The sequence below is a fragment of the Rossellomorea sp. H136 genome (assembly GCF_056838065.1).
The window spans coordinates 1,609,480-1,634,532 of the sequence record NZ_CM166371.1 but is presented as its reverse complement, the minus strand read 5'-3'; the positions used below and the strand labels follow the sequence as shown (position 1 = coordinate 1,634,532).

General features: G+C 40.8%; 25 protein-coding genes. 4 read left to right on the top strand and 21 right to left on the bottom strand.

Going from position 1 to position 25,053, the window contains the following annotated elements; all coding sequences use genetic code 11:
- Positions 1-9 precede the first annotated feature (9 nt).
- From dmpG to ACYH0O_RS08195, 12 genes are all read right to left on the bottom strand, one after another.
- On the bottom strand, positions 10-1,032 hold the full coding sequence (gene dmpG, locus ACYH0O_RS08250; protein WP_482631911.1) for a 4-hydroxy-2-oxovalerate aldolase: 1,023 nt from the start codon (positions 1,030-1,032) through the stop codon (positions 10-12).
- A gap of 29 nt (positions 1,033-1,061) precedes the next feature.
- Positions 1,062-1,937 carry an acetaldehyde dehydrogenase (acetylating) gene (locus ACYH0O_RS08245; protein ID WP_482631910.1) on the bottom strand — a complete coding sequence of 292 codons (876 nt, stop codon included), beginning with the start codon at positions 1,935-1,937 and terminating at the stop codon, positions 1,062-1,064.
- A gap of 12 nt (positions 1,938-1,949) precedes the next feature.
- A complete protein-coding gene (locus ACYH0O_RS08240; protein WP_482631909.1) occupies positions 1,950-2,747 on the bottom strand; it encodes a 2-keto-4-pentenoate hydratase in 798 nt (265 codons plus the stop codon).
- Between the two features lie 16 nt (positions 2,748-2,763).
- Positions 2,764-4,239 carry an aldehyde dehydrogenase gene (locus ACYH0O_RS08235; RefSeq protein ID WP_482631908.1) on the bottom strand — a complete coding sequence of 492 codons (1,476 nt, stop codon included), beginning with the start codon at positions 4,237-4,239 and terminating at the stop codon, positions 2,764-2,766.
- Positions 4,240-4,321: 82 nt separating this feature from the next.
- On the bottom strand, positions 4,322-4,792 hold the full coding sequence (locus tag ACYH0O_RS08230) for a RidA family protein (RefSeq protein WP_149155119.1): 471 nt from the start codon (positions 4,790-4,792) through the stop codon (positions 4,322-4,324).
- The gene (locus ACYH0O_RS08225) at positions 4,740-5,798 is read right to left on the bottom strand and encodes an amidohydrolase family protein (RefSeq protein ID WP_482631907.1); all 1,059 of its coding nucleotides are present in this window, start codon (positions 5,796-5,798) and stop codon (positions 4,740-4,742) included. The genes ACYH0O_RS08230 and ACYH0O_RS08225 overlap by 53 nt, the downstream gene beginning before the upstream one ends.
- Positions 5,789-6,340, bottom strand: a complete 552-nt coding sequence (locus tag ACYH0O_RS08220; RefSeq protein ID WP_149155117.1) for a 3-hydroxyanthranilate 3,4-dioxygenase — start codon at positions 6,338-6,340, stop codon at positions 5,789-5,791. The genes ACYH0O_RS08225 and ACYH0O_RS08220 overlap by 10 nt, the downstream gene beginning before the upstream one ends.
- Before the next feature lie 28 nt (positions 6,341-6,368).
- Positions 6,369-7,121 (bottom strand): IclR family transcriptional regulator, encoded by a 753-nt coding sequence (locus ACYH0O_RS08215; RefSeq protein WP_149155116.1) that lies wholly within the window; start codon positions 7,119-7,121, stop codon positions 6,369-6,371.
- 107 nt (positions 7,122-7,228) lie between these two features.
- The gene (locus tag ACYH0O_RS08210) at positions 7,229-8,707 is read right to left on the bottom strand and encodes a 4-hydroxyphenylacetate 3-hydroxylase family protein (protein WP_482631906.1); all 1,479 of its coding nucleotides are present in this window, start codon (positions 8,705-8,707) and stop codon (positions 7,229-7,231) included.
- Between the two features lie 23 nt (positions 8,708-8,730).
- On the bottom strand, positions 8,731-9,210 hold the full coding sequence (locus tag ACYH0O_RS08205; RefSeq protein ID WP_482631905.1) for a flavin reductase family protein: 480 nt from the start codon (positions 9,208-9,210) through the stop codon (positions 8,731-8,733).
- Between the two features lie 181 nt (positions 9,211-9,391).
- Positions 9,392-10,378, bottom strand: coding sequence for a lipoate--protein ligase (gene lplA, locus ACYH0O_RS08200; RefSeq protein WP_482632526.1), 987 nt, complete (start codon positions 10,376-10,378; stop codon positions 9,392-9,394).
- Between the two features lie 11 nt (positions 10,379-10,389).
- A complete protein-coding gene (locus ACYH0O_RS08195) occupies positions 10,390-11,124 on the bottom strand; it encodes an MBL fold metallo-hydrolase (RefSeq protein WP_482631904.1) in 735 nt (244 codons plus the stop codon).
- A gap of 196 nt (positions 11,125-11,320) precedes the next feature.
- Here ACYH0O_RS08195 and yhfH point away from each other — a divergent pair, with 196 nt between their 5' ends.
- On the top strand, positions 11,321-11,455 hold the full coding sequence (yhfH, locus tag ACYH0O_RS08190; protein WP_079533738.1) for a protein YhfH: 135 nt from the start codon (positions 11,321-11,323) through the stop codon (positions 11,453-11,455).
- A gap of 64 nt (positions 11,456-11,519) precedes the next feature.
- Here yhfH and ACYH0O_RS08185 read toward each other — a convergent pair whose 3' ends face one another.
- The 3 genes from ACYH0O_RS08185 to ACYH0O_RS08175 form a co-directional block, all read right to left on the bottom strand.
- On the bottom strand, positions 11,520-12,272 hold the full coding sequence (locus ACYH0O_RS08185) for a FixH family protein (RefSeq protein ID WP_482631903.1): 753 nt from the start codon (positions 12,270-12,272) through the stop codon (positions 11,520-11,522).
- Positions 12,273-12,421: 149 nt separating this feature from the next.
- Positions 12,422-14,620 (bottom strand): YhgE/Pip family protein, encoded by a 2,199-nt coding sequence (locus ACYH0O_RS08180; RefSeq protein ID WP_482631902.1) that lies wholly within the window; start codon positions 14,618-14,620, stop codon positions 12,422-12,424.
- 121 nt (positions 14,621-14,741) lie between these two features.
- Positions 14,742-15,317, bottom strand: a complete 576-nt coding sequence (locus ACYH0O_RS08175) for a TetR/AcrR family transcriptional regulator (RefSeq protein WP_149155109.1) — start codon at positions 15,315-15,317, stop codon at positions 14,742-14,744.
- Positions 15,318-15,504: 187 nt separating this feature from the next.
- Between ACYH0O_RS08175 and ACYH0O_RS08170 the strand changes: the two genes are divergently transcribed.
- Positions 15,505-16,911 carry a LysM peptidoglycan-binding domain-containing protein gene (locus ACYH0O_RS08170; protein ID WP_482631901.1) on the top strand — a complete coding sequence of 469 codons (1,407 nt, stop codon included), beginning with the start codon at positions 15,505-15,507 and terminating at the stop codon, positions 16,909-16,911.
- A gap of 132 nt (positions 16,912-17,043) precedes the next feature.
- Here the strand turns inward: ACYH0O_RS08170 and hemY are convergent, their stop codons facing one another.
- The 3 genes from hemY to hemE form a co-directional block, all read right to left on the bottom strand.
- On the bottom strand, positions 17,044-18,441 hold the full coding sequence (hemY, locus tag ACYH0O_RS08165) for a protoporphyrinogen oxidase (protein ID WP_482632525.1): 1,398 nt from the start codon (positions 18,439-18,441) through the stop codon (positions 17,044-17,046).
- 115 nt (positions 18,442-18,556) lie between these two features.
- Complete coding sequence (gene hemH, locus ACYH0O_RS08160; RefSeq protein ID WP_482631900.1) at positions 18,557-19,486, bottom strand: ferrochelatase; 930 nt, start codon at positions 19,484-19,486, stop codon at positions 18,557-18,559.
- A gap of 89 nt (positions 19,487-19,575) precedes the next feature.
- Positions 19,576-20,607, bottom strand: coding sequence for a uroporphyrinogen decarboxylase (gene hemE, locus ACYH0O_RS08155; protein WP_482631899.1), 1,032 nt, complete (start codon positions 20,605-20,607; stop codon positions 19,576-19,578).
- A 274-nt stretch (positions 20,608-20,881) separates the two neighbouring features.
- Here hemE and ACYH0O_RS08150 point away from each other — a divergent pair, with 274 nt between their 5' ends.
- Together ACYH0O_RS08150 and ACYH0O_RS08145 are read left to right on the top strand one after the other, a co-directional pair.
- Positions 20,882-21,388 carry an antibiotic biosynthesis monooxygenase family protein gene (locus ACYH0O_RS08150; RefSeq protein WP_148968360.1) on the top strand — a complete coding sequence of 169 codons (507 nt, stop codon included), beginning with the start codon at positions 20,882-20,884 and terminating at the stop codon, positions 21,386-21,388.
- A 199-nt stretch (positions 21,389-21,587) separates the two neighbouring features.
- Complete coding sequence (locus ACYH0O_RS08145) at positions 21,588-22,163, top strand: cysteine hydrolase family protein (protein ID WP_482631898.1); 576 nt, start codon at positions 21,588-21,590, stop codon at positions 22,161-22,163.
- A 96-nt stretch (positions 22,164-22,259) separates the two neighbouring features.
- On the opposite strand, the gene ACYH0O_RS08140 is transcribed toward ACYH0O_RS08145, so the two are convergent.
- Genes ACYH0O_RS08140 through liaF form a run of 3 tightly spaced genes read right to left on the bottom strand, consistent with a single transcriptional unit; the run spans position 22,260 to position 24,812 of the window.
- On the bottom strand, positions 22,260-22,895 hold the full coding sequence (locus ACYH0O_RS08140; RefSeq protein WP_482632524.1) for a response regulator transcription factor: 636 nt from the start codon (positions 22,893-22,895) through the stop codon (positions 22,260-22,262).
- Between the two features lie 36 nt (positions 22,896-22,931).
- Positions 22,932-23,960: a sensor histidine kinase gene (locus tag ACYH0O_RS08135; protein ID WP_482631897.1), complete on the bottom strand. Its 1,029-nt coding sequence runs from the start codon at positions 23,958-23,960 to the stop codon at positions 22,932-22,934.
- 36 nt (positions 23,961-23,996) lie between these two features.
- A complete protein-coding gene (gene liaF, locus ACYH0O_RS08130; protein ID WP_482631896.1) occupies positions 23,997-24,812 on the bottom strand; it encodes a cell wall-active antibiotics response protein LiaF in 816 nt (271 codons plus the stop codon).
- Between the last annotated feature and the right edge of the window lie 241 nt (positions 24,813-25,053).

The window sequence follows — 25,053 nt, the reverse complement described above, 5'->3', positions numbered from 1 at the left end:
ATCTCCTTTCTACAATACAGTAGCTTTCTTTGATAATTCGCTGGCAACGTCGACAATCATATCTTCTTGTCCTCCAACGACCCCCCGTCTACCTAATTCCACTAAAATATCTCTTGGATCAACATTGAATTTCCTGGCCGCTTTTTGTGCATGGAGTAAGAAACTCGAATAGACACCTGCATAGCCCAGAATTAAACTACCTTTTGTAATTTCTTGTGGTTTTTCTAGAATGGGGGCTACAATATCCTCTGCCAAATCCATCATTTTATAATGATCGATTCCAGTCTCAATGTTCATGCGATCCAGTATCGAGATCAATACTTCTGTTTGGGTATTTCCAGCACCTGCACCTAAACACCGGACACTCCCATCGACCCAGGTTGCTCCTTCCTCTATTGCTGTAAGAGTATTGGCCATCGCCAGTGAAAGATTATTATGTGCATGAAATCCAATATTTGAATGGAGGCTTTGCTTTAATACTTTCACTCTTTCCCTTACTTCATGAGGAAGCATGGCCCCTGCAGAATCTACAATATAAATGGTATCCGCTCCATAGCTTTCCATTAATTTCGCCTGCTGTACCAATTTTTCCATGGGTGCCATGTGAGCCATCATCAAGAAACCGACCGTTTCCATACCCAATTCTTTTGCCGTTTGGATATGTTGCTTTGACACATCAGCTTCTGTCACATGGGTAGCAATACGAGCGAGCCTTGCTCCTGCTTGCTCTGCCTTTTTCAATTCTTTAACCGTTCCTATTCCCGGTAGGAGCAAAACCCCTATCTTTGCTTGTCTGCATACCGAAACAGCAGCTGATATCAAATCAAATTCATTTGTCTTTGAAAGCCCGTACTGCAGGGAGGAACCCCCTAAACCATCTCCATGCGAGACTTCAATATAAGGAACGTTTGCTTCATCTAAGCCTTTTGCTACATTTATTACTTGATCTACTGTATAGCTGTGACCGATAGCATGACTGCCGTCTCTTAAAGCTACCTCTGTCACAGTAATATCCCTATTTGTCACACTCATTCTCCTTTCTCATTTACTCGAGGTGAATTTTATGCCTGCTGAGTCATTACATATTTAGCTAGTTCTTCCCCTACTTTCACTGCAGACGAAGTCATGATATCCAGGTTTCCGGCATAACTCGGTAAGTAGTCACCAGAGCCCTCCACTTCAAGGAAAACCGTCACTTTATTGTCTTCAAAAATAGGATCTGTTCGAAGGCGGTATCCAGGAACATATTCACTCACTCTCTGTACCATGTTTTTGATAGATTGAGTAATCTCTTTTTGATTTACATTTCCTTTTACTAAACAATAAACCGTGTCCCTCATTAAGATTGGAGGTTCAGCTGGATTAAGAATGATAATCGCTTTTCCATTTTCAGCTCCTCCAATCACTTCAAGACCTTTAGTTGTTGTAACTGTAAATTCATCAATATTAGCTCTTGTGCCAGGACCCGCACTTCTACTGGATATTGTGGCAACAATTTCTGCATACTCCACTTCAGTCACTGAATTTATACTGTGCACGATGGGAATGGTCGCTTGCCCTCCACATGTGATCATATTTACATTTTGTTCATGTAAATGCTCGTGTAAGTTTACAGGTGGAACAACAAAGGGACCGATAGCAGCAGGGGTAAGATCAATCACCTTTTTACCGAGATTTTTTAATACTTCAGCATGGTGATGATGTGCTTTTGCAGATGTTGCATCAAATAATACATCTGCCAATTCATGTCTTTCTAAGAATCCATCCAACCCCTTCGAAAATGTTGAAAGACCATGTTCCTGTGCCATTCTTAATCCTTCTGAATTTGAGTCAATACCAATCATTGCCGTTATTTCCAATACATCTGAACGAAGCAATTTCTTCATTAAATCTGTACCTATATTCCCAGACCCGATTATAGCAACTTTCGTTTTCATTTCTTTTCCTCCTTACCTTTCAAACGTACATGAAACCTTTCCCAGACCATCAAACACAGCAGAGAAATCATCACCTGGATGTGCGTATACTGCTGCTGATAAAGCACCTGATAAGATCAACTCCCCAGGTTCCAGTGTCAAATTAAACTCATGAAGTTTATTGGCAAGCCACGCTACACAATATGCTGGATCTCCCAGTGCTGCTGAACCCTTCCCCGTATTCATCAGTTCACCATTACGATAGAAATTCATCCCTACTTCTTTTAAATTGACATCCTCTATTGAAACTGGTCGATCCCCTAATACAAATAATCCTGATGAAGCATTATCGGCAATCGTATCTTCTAATTTAATCTTCCAATCTGTAATTCTGCTATCCACAATTTCTAATGCAGGTAATACATAATCTGTAGCCTTCAATACATCATCTGCAGTTACGTTAGGACCTCGTAACTCTTCTTTAAGGACAAAGGCGATTTCCCCCTCCACTCTTGGTTGAAGAACTTGTGGCTTCAACACTGTTCCGTTGTTCTCAATGGCCATTTCATCAAGAAGGTGTCCATAATCTGGTTCATCGACACCAAGTAGTTCCTGCATGGCGATGGAAGTGAGGCCAATTTTTTTGCCCACTACGGTCGCACCCGTTTCGACTTTCCTGGCGATCGTTTTTAGTTGGATGTGATAGGCTTCTTGAATCGTGATCGATGGCTTTAATTCTGTTAAAGGTTTACTTCCCTCTCTATTTCTCTCAGCTTCTATTAGATGATTTGAAAAGGTCTTGATTTCTTCGCTTATTGTTTTCTCAAACATGGACAGCTCACCTTTCCTATAATTTAATCGTGATATTGGAAAGCTCACTATAAAATTCGAAACTATGCATGCCACCCTCTCTGCCTATACCGCTTTGTTTCATACCCCCAAATGGAGTGCGCAGATCTCGCAAATACCAGGTGTTCACCCAAATAATTCCTGCTTCTATTTGGTGAGCTACTCGATGGGCTCTTCGTAAATCATTTGTCCAAATCGTCGTCCCTAATCCATAATGAGTATCGTTTGCTTGTTCAATGACTTCCTCTTCCGTTTCAAAAGGAAGTACAGTCACCACAGGCCCAAATATTTCTTCACGAACACATGTTGCATCTTTATCAAGACCAACTATGATCGTCGGCATGATAAAATACCCTTTGTCTTCTTCCTGAGAACGACCTCCCCCGGCAAGGATGGTTCCCCCTTCATCTCTGGCTGATTGTATGTAGCCCAACACTCGATTATAGTGTTCTTTACTAATTACTGCGCCAACTTTGGTTTCATCACGGAAAGGATCACCTACAATAAGCTCTTTTGTTCTGGCAACGAACTTTTCTAAAAAGGATTCATACACCGAACTTTCAACATAAATTCTGGAACCACACAGACATACTTCCCCTTGATTCATAAAACTTGATTTAAGTGTCGTCTCGATCACTTCATCCAAGTCGGAATCTGCAAAAATGATGTTAGGGTTTTTCCCACCTAGTTCATATGATAGTTTTTTTAAAGATGGGGCAGCGGCTTTCATAATTGCGGTTCCTGTCTTGGTTTCCCCTGTGAACGTAACAGCATCAACGTCAGGATGTTCGGTAATGGCAGCCCCTGCTGAGCCAGGTCCAAAACCATGAACTAGATTTACTACTCCGTCTGGTACTCCAGCTTCTTTACATATTTCTGCCAGTACTGTAGCTGTCATGGGAGTCCACTCAGCAGGCTTCATAACTGCTGTATTTCCAGCTGCAAGGCAAGGTGCCATCTTCCATGTAAGAAGTAATAATGGCAGATTCCAAGGATTGATCATTCCCACTACCCCAACTGGCCGGCGAATGGAGTAATGAAGGGCTTGTTGATCTTGCTGATATGCCTCTGTTCCCATAGAGGTCAAGTAGTCTGCAAAGAAATGAAAGTTATAGGCAGCTCTTGGAATATCAATTTCAAGTGCCATTTGATAAGGTTTTCCCGTATCCATGGATTCAAGTGCAGCTAATTCTTCTTTACGTTCAAGAATCAGGTCGCCAATACGTCTTAAAACGGCAGAACGTTGGCTTGAAGTGAAGGTTTTCCAAGGTCCCTTTAAAGCGGTTTTCGCTGCTTTTACAGCTTCATCTACTTCCTTCTTCCCGCCTTCTGAAACGTTTCCGATTTTTTCCTCTGTAGCGGGATTAATATTTTCGAATGTTTTCATATCAAATGAATCTCTATAATCACCATTAATGAAATGTCTGCAATCTATTGGTCTAACTTTCTGATTGGATTTTTCTTTTAAATGCACTGAAAGTCCCCCCTGCTACTATTCACACGTTATTATTTTTGAAAAAAGGTGACAAACAACATGTCACCTTTTTCCACTTCATTTAAGTTAATGGGTCTTCAATTTCTACAATCATTTCAATTTCAATGGCAGTTCCTCCAGGTAATTGTGCCATCCCCACAGCTGACCTGGCGTGCTTACCTTTTTCACCAAAAACCTCTACTAATAAATCAGACGCACCATTCATTACTTTTGGCTGATCCGTAAAATTATCTGTACAATTGACAAATCCTAATATTTTCACGATTCTCTTGACTCTTGAAAGTTCTCCAAGTTCATCCTTCAACACGTTTAATAGATTCATCATGGATTGACGGGCAGCCAGATAACCCTCCTGTACATCAAATTCCCTGCCAATCTTTCCATGATACTCATCGACCCCTTGACCAGAAGTGAAAATCAGGTTGCCAACACGAACTCTACTAACATAATTCCCCACAACAGGGCGTACAGGAGAAGTCTTAAGTCCCAGACTTTGAAGTTTCTCCTCTGGTGTCATTAGTTTTTGTTCCATAGTCAGATTTTAACTCCTTTATATTTAAGAATCTCAACGCATTTTCACCTAAGATCATTCGTCTTTGAACGTCTGTTAATTCGTTCATTCCATCTATTACTCTTCCTGGTGGAATCTCTCTTAATAAAAATGGATAATCTGACCCCATCATTACTTTCTCATGACCAAATCGATCAATTAGATAGTTCACATTTAAAGAATCATAGTTTAAGGAGTCAAAATAAAAATTTTTCACATAATGACTTGGTGGATGCGTTGTTAATCGTAATTGCGGCCATACTTTCCACCCTTGATCCAGTCTTGGTAAAATGTACGGGAACGATCCTCCACCATGGGCAAAACAAATTTTCAAATTAGGAAATTTCTCTATCACACCACTCCAAACAAGACTGGCAGCGGCAAGAGCTGTCTCACTCGGCATTCCGATGGTATACATAAAGTTATGTCGAGGTGTTCGATCCTTAGCCATCGTCTCCCACGGATGAATAAATAAAGGTACATTCCATTTCTCGGCCATCTCAAAAAATTCAAGGAATTCAGGTGCATCTAAATTTTCGCCATTTACATTTGTACCTATCTCAATTCCGTATAAATTTAATTCATTCATGCAACGATCCATTTCAGCTACTGCTGTTGCTGCATCCTGCATGGGAACAGTCCCTAATCCTACAAAACGGGAGGGATGCTCTTGAACGGTTTTTGAAATAAAGTCATTTTGAATCCGTGCCATTTCAAGTGCTGCGTCCTTATTTGCCCAGTAAGAGAATGTGACGGGAATGGGAGAAAGTACCTGAATGTCTACACCTTCTCTATCCATATCCTGTATTCTCTTTTTTGGACTCCACACTTGATCAGTCACTTCTCTAAATATCTTTCCTTCTACTAAAATATTAGCTCCACACGCACATGTTTGATGAAGAACCGGCCATTTCCCTCCATATTTATCAGCAAAATCCGGGAGGTCCTTCGGAATGATATGGGTATGAAAATCTACTCTCATTTCCATTCCTCAGCTTCAGGAGGCATTTTATAACCACAATTTTCACATATACGCAGATCTTCACTTGAATTAAAATGTTCTATCGCTTCTTTCACCTGTGTTTCAATATTCGTCAGTTGAACAGTCGCCCGGTGCATTTCATGGTCACATTTATCACAGAACCATACAAAGCTTTCAAGTTCTCCCTGGTCCCTTTTTCTTTCTAAAACAATTCCATAGGAATCTGCTACTCTATGAGGAGAGTGTGGTATATTTGCCGGCAGCATAAATATCTCACCTTCTCCTACAGTTACAACTTCTCGTTTTCCTTCATCATTAATGCACTCTACGTATGCGTTGCCTTTAATTTGATAGAAGAATTCATCAGAAGGATCCACATGGAAATCACGACGTTTATTGGGACCTCCAAGTAACATGGCAATAAATTCAGAGTCTTCCCAAAGCACTTTATTATTCACTGGCGGCTTCAATAAATCTTTATTTTCTTCAATTGTTTTCAATAAATCCAATACCCGTGTTTTTAAGAAAGATTTTGATTGAGTAGTCATTTCATTACCTCCTGAATGATTGTAGTTGTTACAATACACTGCTTATATAGCCGATATCTTTTGAAATTTTTTCAGCTGTATTTACCACACTTCTAATCATTTCATTGCGATTACTGCCATTCATATATGTGATCGGTCCAACCATATTAAGCGCAGCAATCGTTTGACCCGTATATGACCGAATAGGTGCCGCTATACCATATAGCCCTAGTTCATTTTCATTATTGCTAATCGCAAATCCTTGGGATTTTATTTGCTTTAACTCTTCTTTCAATTTTGAAATACAGGTAATTGTATTTGGTGCACGTTGTAAAAGGCCCTTAGCAATCGTAGGTTTAATCAGCGAAGGGTTATAAGCCAATAAAATCTTCCCCGTACTCGTACAATAAGCAGGTTTCGTTGCCCCGACATATGTGGGTACGGGAAGCGATGTTTTTGATTTCACCTTTAAAACGAATCGTACTTCTCCTGAATCGAACATTCCAATATGGACAGTACCGTGAAATTTTCGTATTAGATTCTCACAGAATGGCGTTGCCTCACTATATATATCCTGCTGATACATAACATGATTGCTCCATTCTAATAGCTTCCAACCTAATCGGTATTTTTTTCGGCTATCTTGAATCAGCATTCCTTCTTCACATAGGGTACGCACTAAATGATGGACAGTACTTTGATTCATTCCTAGTCTTTCGGCAATTTCATTATTGCCTAATGCCGGTTCATCATTGGTGAAACAATTCAGAATTTTGGAAATCTTTTTCACAGAAGAAATCACTTATTATCCCCCTCATCCTACTATTGGCTAATAGCACCAATTTAAGAACTTTGACAAATCTTGTTGAATTACCTGCTTCCAACCAAATAATATTAAAGCGCTTACATTTATGGAGTCGGTTGTCCTTGAAGGTCTTTTGAACCTTTTAATGCTTCATCAACCATTTCAAAAGAGTGGTTCCGTTTAAACCCTGCATAAAAACGCCCCAATCTTCTAAGAGGATCTCCTGAATAATAACGCTCATATTGCAGTAGCCTCTGTCCAAAAGCTTCACCACATAAATCCCATGCAAGTTTAAATATTTGAACCCGTTCTTCCGATTGAACTCCTTCACGTCCTACATAATATTTCTGAGCATCTTCCCTAAGTTCAGGTTGTTCAAAGTCAGCGAATGTAGGTGACATCAATAATCCACCAGCACCGACCGTTTGCATCACCTCAATGGCCCGAGGATAAAGCTTAGGCAACATCCCACGAATGGTCTCAAGAGGTATACCGGCCGGTCTCACCTCACCGCTTGACGTCGTTTCAAATTCGTATTCTGCCACTCTTAATAACGCGCGTACTGCTTCAACAGACTGCATAAGCTCCCCTAATTGTGTTTGAACGTTTAAATATCCGTCCACACCAATGGAATCTGCCACTCTTGCTGCTACTTCAGAAGCAAATTGCAATTTTACTAATCCTCTTACCCCTGATTGATGAGCAGGCTGCTGGCCAATTCCCGTTTTTGGATATAATAGATTGGCAGCTTCAATATTCTGATTGATAAAAATACGGTCACTTGGAACAAATACATCATTAAAGACAAGTAATGCATCCATTTCTTCATATCTCGAAGCGAGTGGATGGTCTAATACAGATCGTTTTCCATCCTGCATCGGCTCTCGGCAAATAATCCGCAGGCCCGGTGTGTCTATAGGTAAAGCAAATGCAATGGCATGCTTCTCATCGCCTGGCTGAAACCCTGGGAATGAATAAATGATCACTTCATCTGTTATTGGCGCCAGTGTGGCTAACATCTTGGCTCCTCTTACGATAAAACCATCAGGTCTTTCTTCAACTACCCCTAGATGTGTAAACTCTTTTTCCTGTTCATGAGAGGCTTTACTGCGGTCATTTTGAGGATTAATGATGGCATGAGTCAAGAATAAGTCGTTGGCGCGAATATATTCGTAGTAGTTCACCATATTCTGTGCCCATTCCGGATTGTATTGTTCCAGAAACCACTTATTGCTGGCCATTGCAGTGATCGTTACATTAAGAAAGTCGGGTGTTCTTCCCATAAGCCCAAAGGTTGCTTTAGCCCAAACTTCAAAAAGATTGCTTCTTGCCTTTAAATCTTCATACGATTTAGGGACTTTAAATGCATGGGAATACCGCTCACCTGTTTCTTCACATATGTAAGTGATATCCTCTTTGTATTTTGGGTCATTTTGAATATCATAGAGATTAGCAATTTCATGAATTGGCTGGCGGAATACTTCTTCCTCATATACGTCCTCTACTTTCTTTCCTCCTAACCAAACTTCTGGTTGTCGAGATTTCAAACCTTCTATATACTGGGCACCAGTACGAATTGACATTTAAACATCCCCCTTTACTCCTATTATTTTACATAGTTGTCGATTGAATTTGTTTCTAAGAATTTACCTTGGAAAAATACTAAACTATTACCTTCTTCGTAATGATAATTTTGAACTTCACCCAAAAATAGAACATGGTCTCCGCCTTCATATTCCTTCCAGGGATTGCATTCGATTGTAGCTAATGATCCTTTAATACGTGGGCCACATTCTGTATCTTCCCATTCGATTTGCAGTCCTTGTTGTTCTTTTCCGGCAAATTGCCAAGCCACAGCTTCCTGACCAGCTGCCAATATATTAATAACAAAAGGCTTTGCTTTCATTCTTTCATAGGCTTTGGCTTTTTTATCAATAGATACCAATACTAGTGGAGGGTCCAAAGAGACAGACGTAAACGAATTTACTGTAATGCCATGATTCTGATTGTTATCACCTTTCCAAGTAACAACCGTTACTCCTGTGGCAAACTTACCAAAACAATTTCTTAAATCGCGAATATCCATTTTACATGCCACCTCCTCATTTCTTAATCTGTCTCCATACTATAGCCTTTTAAAAGATAAAACTTATGATAATTTCATAATGTGAAATACTCAGATTATTTTTTTGAAAAATCTGATACTTTTTGTAGTATTTTTTCAAACAAAAAAAAAACCCTCCTTATTAAAGGAGAGTTTTTAATTGTTAATACACCAAATCCACGAATTCATCCTTCGTCACATTCCCGAAATAGTGTTGAATATCAACACCCTCTAAAGCTCCGGCAATGTCTTTTCGTTCATAGCGTGTACCTGTCAGCTTTTCTTCGATGTCTTCTACATTCCCGACCCCAAAGAAATCACCGAAAATTTTACAGTTATCAATTTTCCCTTTGTTCACTTCGAGACGGACGTCAATGGATCCGACCGGGAAGCGGTGAGAATGTTGAAGATTGAATTTCGGTGATTTACCGTAGTTCCAATCCCAGTTCTGATAGCGTTCTTTTGAGAGCTCATGGATATTCTTCCAGTCTTCTTCCGTCAGGACATATTCTTCCACGTCGCTTCCGTCGAAAATATAATCCAGAAGGGTTGAACGGAATTGTTCGATGGTCATTTTTTCTGACAGGAATTCAGATATGTTGGCCACACGGCTACGGATCGACTTGATCCCTTTTGATTCAATCTTGTCCTTTTTAACCCGTAGAGCTGATACGACGTTTTCCATTTCGGAATCGAACAGCAGCGTTCCGTGGCTGAACATCCGACCCTTAGTGGAGAACTGGGCGTTTCCGGAAATCTTTCTGCCTTCTGCGATAATATCGTTACGTCCGCTAAGCTCTGCCTTCACCCCCAGTTTATGAAGGGCTGTTACAACAGGCTCAGTGAATTTTTTGAAGTTGTGGAAGCTCTCTCCATCATCCTTCGTGATAAAGCTGAAGTTCAGGTTTCCTAAGTCGTGATAGACCGCTCCCCCACCGGAAAGGCGGCGAACGACATGAAGACCTTGTTTCTCCACGTAGTCTGTATTAATCTCTTCGATCGTATTTTGGTTCTTCCCGATAATGATGGAAGGTTCATTAATATAAAACAATAAATAACTCTCATTAATATCTAAGTTTTTCAGTGCATATTCTTCAATAGCAAGATTGATCCTTGGATCCGTAATCCCTTTATTATCGATAAATAACATCATTCGCCCTCCTAAATATCTACTTCCATATCTTTTTTCGCTAACAATACCTCGCCGTTATAAATGGTTTTCGCTTCCGTGATCAGTTGCTCCAGTTCGCCGAAATGAGGTAAATGTGTGAGAATGAGCTTTCCGGCATTGGTTTTCTGAGCAAGATTTCCGGCGTCGAGACTCGACATATGACCCGCGTTCGAGGCATCCATCCCTCCATAGAAATTGCATTCACATAGCAGTACATCCGCGTCTTTCCCAAATGGAACAAATGACTCTTTGAATGCAGAATCTCCTGTATAGAACATCGATTTGCCTTCTGCTTCGATTCTCATCCCGTAGCATGGCACGGGATGCTTGGTTTTCACAAATGTTACTGTGAAAGGACCAATTGATAATGATGTATCTTCCTTGTATTCATGGGCTTTCATTAAATCTTTATATGTAATCGTATCGTAACCCCGTTGATCTTCTCTATGGGCATACACAGGTAATGTACCCTTATTTTTCCCCAGAAAGTATTGAATCAATAAAGCGTGTTGTAGTACACCTATATCTGCCACATGATCTGGATGATAGTGGGACAGAAGGACCGCATCTAAATCTGTTGCTTCTACGTGATGTTGCAGGTGGGATAGAACACCACTTCCACAGTCAATAAGCAGTTTAAAGCCTTTATGTTCAAGTAAATACCCGGTGCTCGCTTCTCCTGCCTTCGGATACCCGCCCCATTGACCAATAACGGTTAGCTTCATTTTTGAACATCGCCTTTCACTTTAGGATGTACCCTTACTATACTTCATTGTGCCTATTTTTTCATTTTTTTCGCCTATTTTTGAATTAATCGTTGACGAAGTTCATACTGTTATAATACAATAAAATAAATTAACACATCAGTTATATAACACAAACAATTGATGGGTGAAAACAAATTTACGGAGGGTGATTAACATGGTAAAAAATATTGTGGAGTTCTTTCGAAATTTGCCGCCTAAGTCTTGTGCACAATGTGGAGATACAATTGAAGAGCAGCATGAATGCTACGGCATTTATTGCGAAAAATGTACCACTGATTACGAGTATTAAGAATTAAGAATCAAAGGGGTAATAAAAAGGATGCTCTTCAAACTGAAGAGCATCCTTTTTATGTTTATTGTACTTCTACTGTTTGCATTGTGTGTTCGTGAATTTCCTCACCTTTGGTCACGTGAACCTGTACATTATAAGTCCCCTTATCCGGGAATGTATAGGAACCGTTATACTTACCGGCTTCACCAGCAGTTAAGTCTACCCACTCATGTTTCTCTTGACCCTCTTTATAAATTTCCAGCCGCACTTCTGCTTGTTCCAGTGCTTTTTCTTCATTTTCCACATGAACGTTCATTTCTGCTTCCTCATTCATCTTAATCACATCAGGCTCCATAAGATGGATGGAAACAGAACTTTCGTGGTGACCGTGGTGATCGTCGCCGCTTTCTTCACCATGTTCCTCAACTTCTACTTCGCCAATCGCAATTTCAGCTTTTGGCATGGTGTGCATATCACGGGCTGTTACATGGACTTGCACAGTATACATGCCGTCTTCTTCAAACGTCTTTTCAGCATTGTATACTCCTTCTTTATCATGCTTAGCTTCAATCATTTCACTTTCTTCTTTATGACCATTTTTCCAAATCTCATATTTGACTTCCCCCGCATCCTCTACATTTTCCTCACCTTGAGTGACTTTAGTGGAAAGCGAAACGGTTTCTCCCTTTTCTCCTTTTTCAGGCACGTCCAACTTTGCCTCAATAGCCTCCAATTTTTCATCTTCTTTTGCTCCGTTATCTTCATTTGAATTCCCGCAGGCAACGATAATCAATGCGAGAAAACCTACCAGTACAAACAAGCTTATCTTCTTCATCCTAAACTCTCCTTTAACGCTCTTCTTTTTTATATGTCTCACCATTATGTACTTCTTACCAATTAGTATACACTCTCATACTTACGGATGGTTTGTCCATTTTATGAAGAAAAAAAGGGAAATGTGTGTGACATCTCCCTTTTTTTCCCTTAAGCTTCTACTGTTTTTCTATATTGTTTCTTGAACAGTCCTACAAAGAATACAGACGTCAAAATGACAAACACAATGAAGTATCCCAGGAGGATGAGGAGGTTTTGCCACATGAAGGCAAAGTCCCCGCTTGAAATGACTGCTTTAAATGCTGCCACTGAGTATGTCATTGGTAACAATGCACTGATTGGCTGTAATGCAGTCGGGATTAATTCTAATGGGAATGTCCCTGCACTTGTAGTTAATTGAAGGATTAATATGATAATCGCTACAAAGCGTCCCGGATCACCTAATATCGTTACTAGCATTTGGATGAGGGCCAGGAATGTAAGACTGGTAATGATCGTTGAAAGTAGGAATAATGGTACACTTTCCACTTCAAGACCTAATCCCAGCAGCAATATGCCTGCTGCAATCAATGATTGAATGATCCCGACTACTGTAAGAACAGTGAATTTACCCAGGAACCAACTCATTCCGCTTGATGGATGATTTGCTGGTTCTTTCAATGGATATACAATCGAAATTAATAGTGCTCCGACAAATAATCCGAGAGATAAGAAATAAGGAGCAAAACCAGTTCCGTAGTTTGGAACATGATTGATTTTTTCATTTTTCACATCTACCGGGGCAGCCATCATGTCGTACGTATCTCCATTGGCTTTTACGCTGTTGGCTTCTTTGGCCGCGTCTTTTAATTTCGTTTCGTATTCTGTCGTTCCATCTGACAGTTTCGTTGAGCCTTCTGCTAATTCTGTTGAACCATCGGCAAGTTTCTTAGACCCATCTGTTAATTGAGTGGAACCATTGTAAACTTTGTTAAGGCCTGAACTTAGTTCTCTTGCTCCTGAAGCAACACTTACCGTACCTTGATACACTTCTCCAAGCTTATCATTTAACAAGCCAAAATTTTTCACAACTTCACCCTGACCTGCTTGAAGCTGGTTGGATCCTTGATCCAATTGAGCAGATCCGGCTACTAATTGGCCGACTCCCCCTTGAAGTTCCTTTTGGCCATCATTTAATGCCCCGATTCCTCCAGCAAGAGAATTCGCTCCTTTTTGAAGCTCGGATGCCCCAGTACTTAGAGCCCCGGTACCTGTTTGAAGACCAGTTGCCCCTTGTTTAATCTGATCGATTGCTGCCTGTAATTCGTTCTGTTTTTCTTCTGGAAGGCTTCCCATAAATGGTGCCAGTTGATCTTCGAGTTTTGTAGCCCCTGCTTCGATGGCTTGAGCACCTACTTTCGCACTCTCTGCTCCACCTTGAAGAGCACCGATTTTTTCTGCCAGGTTTTGAGATCCGGCGTGCAACTTGGCTGTATTGTCCACTGCGCTATTTAAACCTGCATCCACCTGCTCTAAACCAACCTTACTGCTATCGATTCCGGCTGCAAGGGCATCGATCCCTGATTGGACATCCTTTGTTCCTTCATACAATTGTTCTGATTTATCCTTCATGACGCCGACACCGTCCGATAATTCTTTAGAACCCTTGGCAAGTTCACCGGCACCTGCCCGCGTTTTCGCCACACCGTCATTCATCTCGACATTCTTTTCAGCTAAGACGGCTAAATTATCCTTTAACTTATCGGCACCTTGAGATAAATCGAGCGCACCATTATTGATTTCGCCAGCTTTATCACTGGCTGTTTGATAGCCATCTCCCATTTCTTTAATTTTATCAAACATAGTCTCAGCGTATGTTTCAGAAACAGACTTCGAAAGGCTTGCTTTGATTTCTTTCATCGCCGTATCACCGATTTGAGCGGACAGGAAGTTAAAGCTTTCGTTAGGCACATATTTCAGAGAAAGCTTTTTAGGATCATCTTCTAATAATGTTGTTCCGTTTGCAGAGAAATCCTCCGGGATCTCAACAAGCATGTAATAATCCTGCTTCTCTAAATTTTTGTAGCCTTCTTCTTTATCGATAAAATGAAAGTCGAATTGGTCACTATCCTTCAGTTTATCTACAAGTTCATCTCCAATATGCAATTCCTTCCCGTCAAACTCTGCTCCCTGGTCGCTGTTTACAACCGCTACAGGTAAGTCTGACAACTGTTCATATGGATCCCAAAATGCCCATAAGAACATACCACTGTACAAAACTGGGATGAAAAGAACGGCTAGAATCGGGATGAGAAGTTTCTTATTTTTTAAAATCGCTTTGAATTCTGAACCAATAAATGAATTCTTCATGTTTTCCTCCTATTATTTTTCTGAATTTGAATAATTGACCAATTAGTCCAAATGGTCATTTTAGCCCGAAAAACAAATGACCATTTCATCCATTTAGTCATTCGTTGCCAAAAGTAAAGGACTATCGTTTCGATAACCCTTTAATTAAATATAGTTCAAAGAGATTGGCAATTTCATCTTTATCAAGGGGACCATGCGCTCGTTCCCAATCGAAAATAAGTGAAACGTACATCTTCAACATAACAAAGGCGGTCATTTCGGGATTACATGGCTTAATCGATTCTGAGGCAATCGCTTTTTCAATTCGTTGACTCAAGAATTCAATGACCACTTTCTCCATGCGATCAATGACTTCTGATACAGCAGGAGTTCCCATTTCCCGGGCTTCTTGATAAAGCTTGATGGTCAGCTTATGCTCTTTCCTGAATTCAAGCATGCGGAACAATGCACGATGAACATTTTCCGAGAAGGTTTCCTGAGGATCAATCACTTCTTCCGCTTCCCGTTTCATTTCATTGATTAGCGATGATACAATTTCATCAAACAATTCTTCTTTATTTTTAAAAAACGTATAAATTGTTCCTTTTCCTACGTTCGCTAATTTTGCCACTTGATCCATCGTCGTTGCTTTATAGCCAAACAGTGAAAACGAATTCGTCGCAGCATCCAGAACCTGTTTCTTTCGATCAATCGCCATGACCTCACCCCTTAATATGACCAGTTGACCAAATTTGTAATTTAGTCACTTAATGAACATAAATAAATTTATCACATCTCTTGCCAATACACAAGTGATTTTTTTCTTTTAGTATACCATTCATCTTTCATATAAAATAAGCCCTTCTGAATAGGCTATAAAGATAAGGTTTGCTTGGAGGTGTCTTATGAATATTTATGTTGTAAAAAGCGGGGATTCTATTTGGTCGATCGCACAAAGATATGGTGTCGAAATCAATCAAATTTCATACGGAAATCAATTGAAAAATCCCAATATTCTCGTGATTGGACAAAGTCTTCTCATTCCGGAATCTTTAAAAGAATACATCGTGCAACCAGGAGACACTTTGTATAGCATTAGCCAAAAATACAATATAAGTTTACAAGAACTCATCGATTTCAACCAGATTTCTGATCCTGCCATGCTATTCGTTGGTCAATTGATCGTAATGCCTTCCTTTATCCATAGAGTAAAGTCATGTGAATCTCTCTATACCATTTCCTATAACTATAAAGTCCCGCTGCAGGAAATATTAAATGCCAATTCTATTGCGAACCCTTCTCTCATTTATCCAAAGCAGCAAATCAGGATTCCAAACACGAAACTCACGACGGAAGTAAATGCCTACATTACCCGGACAGACAGTGAAGGGGTAGCAGAAGTGAACGGTTTGGGCAGCTATTTCACCTACCTGACTCCCTTCACTTATTCCATTACAGAAGACGGTTCGGTCACTGAGTTAAATGATAGTGCTTTAATTTCAGCCTCATACAACCAAAACGTCGACCCTTTACTGGTTCTCACGAATTTTACAGGTGGAAAATTCGACTCTGATCTTGTTGCCACCATCCTAAGAAGTGAATCTCTGCAAAACACCTTAATCTCATCTATCGTAAAAAAAATGGAGACGAAGGGCTATAAAGGTTTAAATTTTGATTTCGAATATGTATATCCCGAAGACCGGGAAAATTATAATACTTTCTTAAGAAGAACCGTTGCAGCACTAAATCCTAAAGGATACTCTGTGTCGACGGCCCTTGCACCTAAAATTAAAGCTGATCAAAAAGGACTTTTATATGAAGCCCATGACTATAAAGCACACGGAGAAATTGTCGATTTTGTTGTCATCATGACATACGAATGGGGGTGGGCAGGCGGCAAACCATGGGCGATTGCCCCGATTAATGAAGTGAAGAAAGTACTCGATTACGCCGTTACCGTCATCCCGAGAAACAAAATCATGATGGGCGCCCCCCTCTACGGGCGCGATTGGAAAGTTCCTTGGGTCGACGGGACCTTCGCCAAAACAGTCTCTCCTCAAGGAGCACTTGATCTCGCAAGCAAATATGGTGTAAGAATTCAATACAACGACGTATATCAATCCCCTTTTTTCACCTATTGGGATGAAACCGGTCAAAAGCATGAAGTCTGGTTTGAAGACGCACGAAGCATGCTGGCCAAACAGAAAACGGTGGATGAGTATAGACTGCGAGGTTTAAGTTACTGGGTTTTGGGATCTGCATTTCCTCAGAATTGGATGCTGCAGCATTCCAGGTATAGGGTTGTGAAGTGAGGGGCACACCTGTTGTCTGCAGGAGGTGTCTTTCTGTTGGTTCAGCTTGAAGAAAATTCGCCTAGCTTCCTATTAGTTCCCCAATCCTATTAGATACAAAAAAGACCGCCAACCCTGGCGGTCTCCCTTATCCTATTTCAGATACTCCATTACTTTCGATACAGCCTTTTCCCCCTGTTCGATACAGTCAGGAATACTTACTCCTTCATAAGAGCTCCCGGCGATAAATAATCCAGGCAGAATTGCTTCAGCCTGATTAAACATGTCCTGAATCCGTTCCCTGTGGCCTACGGTATATTGAGGCATGGAGTTCTTATAACGGGACACGATTGTAAACTCCGGGGCACCCTCTATATCCATGACTTTGCTCAGATCTTCAAGGACAATCTGCTCAATTTCATCATCAGATAAATCGACGATCGTTTCGTCACCGGATTTCCCCAGGTAACATCGCAATAGTGCCTTTCCTTCCGGGGCAGTGTGTGGCCATTTTTTATGGGTCCAGGTTCCCGCCGTCAAGGAATAGTCGCTGTTTCTTGATACAAGGAATTCCGTACCGGCAATGTCTTTTTTGATAGCATCTTGTGAGAATCCCATTGCTACAGTTGCTACGGATGTAGCCGGCATTTCTTTTAAAAAGGTTAAGAAAGGATACGAAGGAAACATGGATTGTACTACATGATGTGGTGTGGTGACGATTACGCTGTCGGCTTCCAACTGCTCACCGTTTGTGAAAGTAATCGTGTAATCATTGCTGGCTTCTTTTTCTATGCTGGTTACTTTCATGCTCTTGTATACTGTATTCGGGATCAGTGCTGCTTCCATGGTATCGATAAGAGATTGAAGCCCTCCTGTAAATGTCAGAAAGTTTCCATTTTCATTCGAGTTTGCAGATTGACCGCTCTTTTTGATACCTGCTATTAAACTACGATGTTTTTGTTCTAGTTCATAGAGTTGCGGAAAGGTTGACATTAAGCTTAATTGGTCGATATCCCCGGCAAAGATACCTGTTAAGAGAGGTTCAATTAAATGGTCAACAACCTCATCCCCCATTCTTCGTCGGAAGAATTTACCCAATGACTGGTCTTCCATTTCCTGTGATCGGGGAAGAACGAAATCAGCGGCAGCCCTCATTTTACCGGTCAACGAAAACAGACTGGTCGTAATGAAAGGAGCGATTTGGGTTGGAATACCTACGATGGATCCCCCGGGTATAGGGTACAGCTCACCGCCCGCTATCACATAGGATGTGCCTTTACGGTTACGAATAAGCGTATCCTCGATTCCCAGCCGTTCTGCTAAGCGGGAAACTTCTTGTTTGCTGGCTAAACATGAATCCGGTCCCTTTTCGATCACATACCCGTCCCTTTTCAAGGTTTGCACTTTTCCACCGAGGCGATGGGTTGCTTCGACAAGCTTCACTTCGATGGGAAGATTTTTATCTTTTATTTCCTGTTGCAAGTAGTACGCAGTCGTTAATCCGGTGATCCCTCCACCTATGATCACGACTCTTTTATTTTGTTGTTCCAACACGTTCATCGCCTTCTTTAACAATGTATCTTATTGAACAATAGAGAAGGACTAAAGCGGTGAGAGTGAACTCATATGCTTCAGTCCTTCCTTTGTTTCAGCCAAAAACGAGAAATTATTTAAGGTGTTTTAACACGACATCTGCCATTGCATCGATGAATTCAGGTTTGGCATTCGGCATTTCCGGACGATAGTACGAAGCTTCAATATCATCTGTTACCACTCTACATTCATAATCATTGTCATATAGTACTTCTAGATGATCGGATACGAAGCCTACCGGTGTGTAGACGAATGTCTTGTACCCTTTTTCTTTAAATAGGTCACGGGTTAAATCTTGAACGTCAGGACCCAACCAGGGATCAGGAGTGTTTCCTTCACTTTGCCAGCCTACTGCATATTCCTCTACACCTGCGCCCTCTGCAATCATCTTCGCTGTCTCCTCTAATTGCATTGGATAAGGATCCCCTGATTGCAGGATGCGTTCAGGCAGGCTGTGAGCAGATACAATCAGGACAGCATTGCTACGCTCATCATCCGACATGCTTGCATAGGTTTCCTTCACTCTGTCCACCCAATACTGAATGAATTTAGGTTCATCATACCAGCTTTCAACGGATGTAATGTGTGGCCCGCCCAGCTTTTCTGCTGTTTCCTTCGCGCGTCCATTATAGGATTTAACACTGAACGTTGAAAAATGAGGGGCAAGTACAATCGATACAGCTTCTTGAATGCCGTCTTTATGCATTTGTTCAACAGCGTCTTCCACGAAAGGCTCAATATGCTTCAGCCCAAGATACATTTTAAACTCAATGTCGTCCTGTATGCTGTTTAAATGTTCTTCAAGACTCTTCGCTTGATCCAGGGTGATTTTAGCCAGTGGAGAAATCCCACCAATCGCTTCATAACGTCCACGGAGGTCTTCCAGCAGTTCAGCTGAAGGAGCTCTTCCATGTCGGATATGTGTATAGTAACGTTCCAAATCTTCTTCTTTATATGGAGTTCCATAGGCCATCACCAATAGACCCATTTTCTTCTTTGTCATACCATTTCACCTCATTATCAGTATCATACATTCCATTTTGTGCCATGTTTTTTCATATGAATCCATGGTTCCACACGTATGAATGTGCTCTACCTGGCACTGTATTCATGCACGAAAGCTGCCAGACGCTTTAATGTGTCCGGATTAACTTGCGGGAATACACCGTGTCCTAAGTTAAAGATGTGGGAAGGAAGCTCCATTCCTTGATCAAGGATCTCTTTGGCTCTTTCTTCGATGACTTCCCAAGGAGCTAACAGAATCGCAGGATCCAGATTTCCCATTACCGTTTTGGAAATGCCTCTCTCTCTTGCTTCATTAATCGGCAGGCGCCAGTCTAATCCGACTACATCAAGAGGCAGGTCATGCCATTCATTGGCCAAGTGACTTGCGCCAACACCAAACATAATCAATGGTACGTTCTCTTCCTTCAATTCTGTAAAGATCTTCTCCATGACCGGCTTAATGAATGTACGATAATCTTGTATATTCAATGCCCCGACCCATGAGTCGAAAATTTGAAAAGCAGACGCCCCTGCTTTGATTTGAGCTTTCGCATACGTCACTGTCATAGCTGCCAGTTTATCCATTAAAGCAAACCAGGCTTGTGGCTCTGCATACATGAACGCTTTTGTTTTATTATAGTTTTTCGATGGGCCGCCTTCAATCATGTAGCTTGCCATTGTAAAAGGTGCACCGGCAAAACCGATCAACGGCACGGACAATTGCTCCTGAGTCAATAATTTAATGGTATCTAATACGTAAGGAACATCATTTTCGGGATCGATTTCTCCAAGCTTTTCAACATCAGCTGTCGTACGAATCGGGTTATCGATCACGGGGCCGATTCCTGATTTGATTTCTACATCCACTCCAATAGAAGGAAGTGGTGACATAATGTCTTTATATAGGATCGCTGCATCCACATCATATTGTTCAACCGGCAGCCTTGTCACATATGCGCAAAGCTCAGGTTGGTGTGTTATTTCAAACAAAGAATACTTCTCTTTGATTTTGCGGTATTCAGGTTGTGAACGCCCAGCTTGTCTCATATACCAAACCGGAGTATAGTCCGTCTTCTCTCCCCTTGCTGCTCGTAAAAATGTATCATTCATTTGTTTCATACCTTTGTTCGTCCACCTTTCTATGTAACTCCATTATTCCCATTGTATACTAATTTAATTAGATTCTAAAATTGTACTATTTCAATATGACCGTACGAATTGTAACCCTTTTAAACTATAGACGTTTTAATGAGAATTGTATAGTTATCAAGGGAAAATGTCATAAATTTGCCGATTTTCAAGGCGGATGAAAAAATATCCAGAAATCATGTTACATGATCAAAGGATTAGGGAAGAGTATAATAGAGATAACTAATTAATTGAGGTGATTTGGATGAAGGTGTATATAACAACGGGAACACATGAATTCCTGCAAAAATTAATGGATCGGCATACAAATGAAAAAATGATCTTATTGCAAGGGAAAGATGCCATGCTGCTTCATGAGACAAATGGAGAAAGTGTCTTTGAATCCCCACGCAAATATGAAATCGTCGACCAATCTGGTGAGCTTGTAAATGAAGGATATGTAGTGTTCAATAATATTCCAGTTACAGATGAAGGCCGTCCGCTATTTGAGTACCGCTTTAAAAATCGGGCAGGATTGATTGAAGAAGTTCCGGGCTTTACGGCCATTCGGGTTCTTCGTCCATTAGAATCGGATACATATGTGATTATGACACTATGGGAAGACGAGAGAAACTTCATTGCCTGGCAGGAGTCAGAGCAATACAAAAAAGCACATGAAAAGCGCGGGACGGAAGAAGGAATTGATAATAAGAAGGATATCTTTCCCCGCGCTTCCTATGTAAGTGAATATCATGTAACAGGTCAAGAGTAATACATAAGCTGCCCGATCCGAGGCAGCTTTTTATTTTTCCTATATGGCAGCTACTCGCCGGTCCCTCAAACTTAACAATTACACTTAAAGTGTACATACATAATTACAAATTATTAACAGTATACTTTATCGTATTGGTCATAGATATTTACTTTGCATTTATTTACAACACACCCTATTTGAAAGGAGTTGAGTACCATTGAGTCAAACGTGTTTGCTTCTGATTGACTTTCAAAAGGCATTTAGTCATCCTTCATGGGGAAAGCGAAATAATCCTGGTATGGAAGAGAACGCCTTTCAGCTTCTTCACGCATGGAGAGAAAAGTCATGTCCTGTCGTTCATGTACAGCATTCTTCCAATGATATGGAATCACAACTGCATTCCAGCTCTGCAGGTTTCGATTTTATAGACGAATTCCGCCCTTTACGAAACGAAAAGCAAATCATTAAGCACGTCAACAGCGCCTTTATCGATACGGACCTGGATTTATATTTAAAGAGGGAAAAGTTCACATCCCTTGTAGTGATGGGCTTCACGACGAATCACTGTGTCTCCACTACGGTTCGCATGGCTCAGAACTTAGGTTATGATGTGACTGTTCCTTTTGATGCCACAGCATGCTTCGAAACGTATTCGTATGATGGTTCTTTATTTTCAGCTGAAATTGTTCACGGTCTGTCACTGGCTAATCTTCATCATGAATTCGCCAACATCTCTTCAACAGAATCTATACTCTCTTCACGATTTAAATTTAGTAAACCCGTTACTTTCTAAGTAACTTTTCTGTTCCCGTAAAAGGGGCTTAGTCAAGGGGAGTGATTACATTCCCTTTGATTAAGCCCCTTTGCGTTATCTGAAGTAAAAGTCTACTTATTCTATCGGATTTTTACTGTATAATATCCCATTCCGATTCGCATAAATCGCTGCCTGTGTACGATCGGCCACTGCAAGTTTACTCAGAATATTACTTACATGAGTCTTAACGGTCTTAATCCCAATGAAAAGCTCTTCTGAAATTTCCTGGTTTGTCATACCTTCTCCCAGGCATTTCAATACATCCATTTCTCTCGACGTCAGCTCTTCATGAGGTAATACTTCCTGAGGCCGGAATCGGTTCATCATTTTATCCGCTACTTTGGAGGCAATGACGGACTCCCCCTTCATCGCTTTATAAACAGCCGATGTCACTTCTTCGGCACTTGCTGTCTTCAACAAATAACTATGAGCTCCCGCTTCTATGGCTGGAAATACTTTCTCATCATCATAATAGCTTGTAAGAATAATGATTTTACAGTGGGGATGAAAGGTTAGGATTTTCTTAGTCGCCTCGATTCCATTCCCGTTCTCCATTAATAAATCCATCAGAATGACATCAGGCATATACAGCTTCGCAAGCTGAGACGCTTCATTACCGCTTTTCGCTTCCCCTAGGAATTCAATCCGATCCTCTGTCAGCAAATAGGTTTTTATACCTAATCGAACCATTTCGTGATCATCTACAATCATCACCTTTACCTTATCCACTTGTTTTCCCCCTTTGGTTTAGACTGGAATCCGCAGGTCAATATACGTTCCTTCCTTCTCTTTAGAACGAATCTGAAACAATCCCCCGATTTCCTCGGCACGCTCTCTCATCGTCTGAAGTCCGTACGATGTCATCTTGTTTTCTTTTAGGTTAAAGCCTCTTCCATTGTCACTGATGTACAGAGTGACATAACCATCTTTTTTCTCCGTAACAATCTTCACTTTCGTTGCCTCTGAGTGACGCAGGATATTGGATAGGCTCTCCTGAATAATCCTGAACATATGGGTTTCAGTCCCCTTTGAAAGATTCTCAATCCCTTCGAGGCTTGCTTCGATTTCAATCTGTGTTTTTTCCTTTAATTCTCTAATTAAAATGGTTAACGCTTCACAGAGACTTTCACCTTTTAAATCGACCGGTCGTAAATGAAGAAGAAGAGCCCTCATCTCCCCTTGCGCTTTCCCTGCAATTTCAGCCACTTGTGTTATAATCGTTCCAACCTTTTCAGGGTCTGTCCCGATACTTTTTTGCGCGGCGGAAGAAAGCATGTTCAACGCGAATAATTGCTGACTGACTGAATCATGAAGATCCCTCGCCAGTCTTTGCCTCTCTTCCATGACAGCTGCCTGGTGAGCTTGATCGGCAAGTTCGGATTTTTCATCAGCTAATCTCTGAAGTGATTTGACCTGTTCTTGAATGAACACAGCAAGCTGATTCAATTCATCCGATAAAATCCCAAGCTCGTCGTGTTCGTATCGGTCCACCCTTGCAGAAAACTTTCCACTTCTTAGCAGCGTTACAAAGGTGGAAATATCATCAATTCTTCCTTTAAAAGTATACCCCGTTCGAAATCCGAAATATATGCTTAATAATAGAAGAATGCTTGCCAGCCAAATGGTTAAATAGAGTGATATTTCAAGAGAAAAGCTTGGGTTATCAGCTAAGTACAGATAGACCTGCAAGGAAATAAAGAAAAGCAATACAGCCATGGTGGACATCATGAAAAAGCTTTTAAAGATCCAGTTGCGAATGTTTGAAGACTTCTCCACGTTCTAACCTCCTTTTATCGGATAAATCGTCTCCAATCACACTCGGCTGATTCGAATCGATCCTATTTTTACATTAACATTCAGTTTGATTTTTTTGCTAGCAAGCTCGTATTCCGGGGAACGGTAATATAACTCAGAACGAAGATCAGCTGACTTCTGGTCGAATAATTTAATATCTCCTACTTGTACATTCAAGGTGATCTCCACTGGGACGTTTTCTGGAATAATCATCTTTACATCACCTATCCAACCCTTAATATCAATGGGCGTTTCCCCTTCTGGTATAAAGGCTTTACTAAAGTCAAAATAGTAATCTCCAATGGCATTGTAAAGATTCATTGATTCCAGCGGCCAGTTAGGCTCGGAAAAACGTATATCCCCGACAATAAACCCTTTGTTCATTTTATTCTTCTTTTGAAGGATTTTCTCCCCCAACGGCTGATTTTCAAATCCTATTTGCCCTGTCTCCTCTTTATCTGGTGATTCATTGCTAATGCTAATCTTGATGGGTTTATTTCTTCCCACTCTATTAATGGCAATGGCAATGATAAAGAGAGGCCATAGTTTCCACCAGCTTCCATAGTCAAAATCCACTACATCATACCCATCGAGTATAATGAGTCCCCCTAATACCATACTGAATAGTCCAAACAGTAACTTCCCAAAGCTTCCCTTCAAAAAACTGTCTACCGTCCACTTCAAGCCAAGGAGCAACAACAAAATTGGAATAATATTGACAAATATCTGCGTTATTTCCAAGGAAATGACACCAATATTCAATAGTAATAACAACAATCCTATCCCCATCAACAGGAACGAGAAAAACCATTGTTTTCTTCCCTTATACCTCATACCAACACCACCTTCACATCTTCTATTTATTTCGCTATTTATGAATAAATTCCTGTTACTACTTTCATTATAGATTGCTTTCTCTCGTGTATTGAGGAGCATCGGCATGATTCTGCCTCGGTCTCGAGACGGAAAAAATGTTTCTAACCTGTTTCACATCTTTTCACGATTTTCATAATCTATAGTACAGATCAGGGCATATGCCTAAAGTTTGAGGAACGATTTAGAGGAGGTTTTTTCT

What these genes read in the sequence shown, in the direction of transcription:
- dmpG (WP_482631911.1), bottom strand. Translation starts at nt 1,032, where the DNA reads ATGAGTGTGACAAATAGGGATATTACTGTGACAGAGGTAGCTTTAAGA.
- ACYH0O_RS08245 (WP_482631910.1), bottom strand. Translation starts at nt 1,937, where the DNA reads ATGAAAACGAAAGTTGCTATAATCGGGTCTGGGAATATAGGTACAGAT.
- ACYH0O_RS08240 (WP_482631909.1), bottom strand. Translation starts at nt 2,747, where the DNA reads ATGTTTGAGAAAACAATAAGCGAAGAAATCAAGACCTTTTCAAATCAT.
- ACYH0O_RS08230 (WP_149155119.1), bottom strand. Translation starts at nt 4,792, where the DNA reads ATGGAACAAAAACTAATGACACCAGAGGAGAAACTTCAAAGTCTGGGA.
- ACYH0O_RS08225 (WP_482631907.1), bottom strand. Translation starts at nt 5,798, where the DNA reads ATGGAAATGAGAGTAGATTTTCATACCCATATCATTCCGAAGGACCTC.
- ACYH0O_RS08220 (WP_149155117.1), bottom strand. Translation starts at nt 6,340, where the DNA reads ATGACTACTCAATCAAAATCTTTCTTAAAAACACGGGTATTGGATTTA.
- ACYH0O_RS08210 (WP_482631906.1), bottom strand. Translation starts at nt 8,707, where the DNA reads ATGTCAATTCGTACTGGTGCCCAGTATATAGAAGGTTTGAAATCTCGA.
- ACYH0O_RS08205 (WP_482631905.1), bottom strand. Translation starts at nt 9,210, where the DNA reads ATGGATATTCGCGATTTAAGAAATTGTTTTGGTAAGTTTGCCACAGGA.
- lplA (WP_482632526.1), bottom strand. Translation starts at nt 10,378, where the DNA reads ATGTTATTTATCGATAATAAAGGGATTACGGATCCAAGGATCAATCTT.
- ACYH0O_RS08195 (WP_482631904.1), bottom strand. Translation starts at nt 11,124, where the DNA reads ATGAAGCTAACCGTTATTGGTCAATGGGGCGGGTATCCGAAGGCAGGA.
- yhfH (WP_079533738.1), top strand. Translation starts at nt 11,321, where the DNA reads ATGGTAAAAAATATTGTGGAGTTCTTTCGAAATTTGCCGCCTAAGTCT.
- ACYH0O_RS08185 (WP_482631903.1), bottom strand. Translation starts at nt 12,272, where the DNA reads ATGAAGAAGATAAGCTTGTTTGTACTGGTAGGTTTTCTCGCATTGATT.
- ACYH0O_RS08180 (WP_482631902.1), bottom strand. Translation starts at nt 14,620, where the DNA reads ATGAAGAATTCATTTATTGGTTCAGAATTCAAAGCGATTTTAAAAAAT.
- ACYH0O_RS08175 (WP_149155109.1), bottom strand. Translation starts at nt 15,317, where the DNA reads ATGGCGATTGATCGAAAGAAACAGGTTCTGGATGCTGCGACGAATTCG.
- ACYH0O_RS08170 (WP_482631901.1), top strand. Translation starts at nt 15,505, where the DNA reads ATGAATATTTATGTTGTAAAAAGCGGGGATTCTATTTGGTCGATCGCA.
- hemH (WP_482631900.1), bottom strand. Translation starts at nt 19,486, where the DNA reads ATGACAAAGAAGAAAATGGGTCTATTGGTGATGGCCTATGGAACTCCA.
- hemE (WP_482631899.1), bottom strand. Translation starts at nt 20,607, where the DNA reads ATGAAACAAATGAATGATACATTTTTACGAGCAGCAAGGGGAGAGAAG.
- ACYH0O_RS08150 (WP_148968360.1), top strand. Translation starts at nt 20,882, where the DNA reads ATGAAGGTGTATATAACAACGGGAACACATGAATTCCTGCAAAAATTA.
- ACYH0O_RS08140 (WP_482632524.1), bottom strand. Translation starts at nt 22,895, where the DNA reads ATGATTGTAGATGATCACGAAATGGTTCGATTAGGTATAAAAACCTAT.
- liaF (WP_482631896.1), bottom strand. Translation starts at nt 24,812, where the DNA reads ATGAGGTATAAGGGAAGAAAACAATGGTTTTTCTCGTTCCTGTTGATG.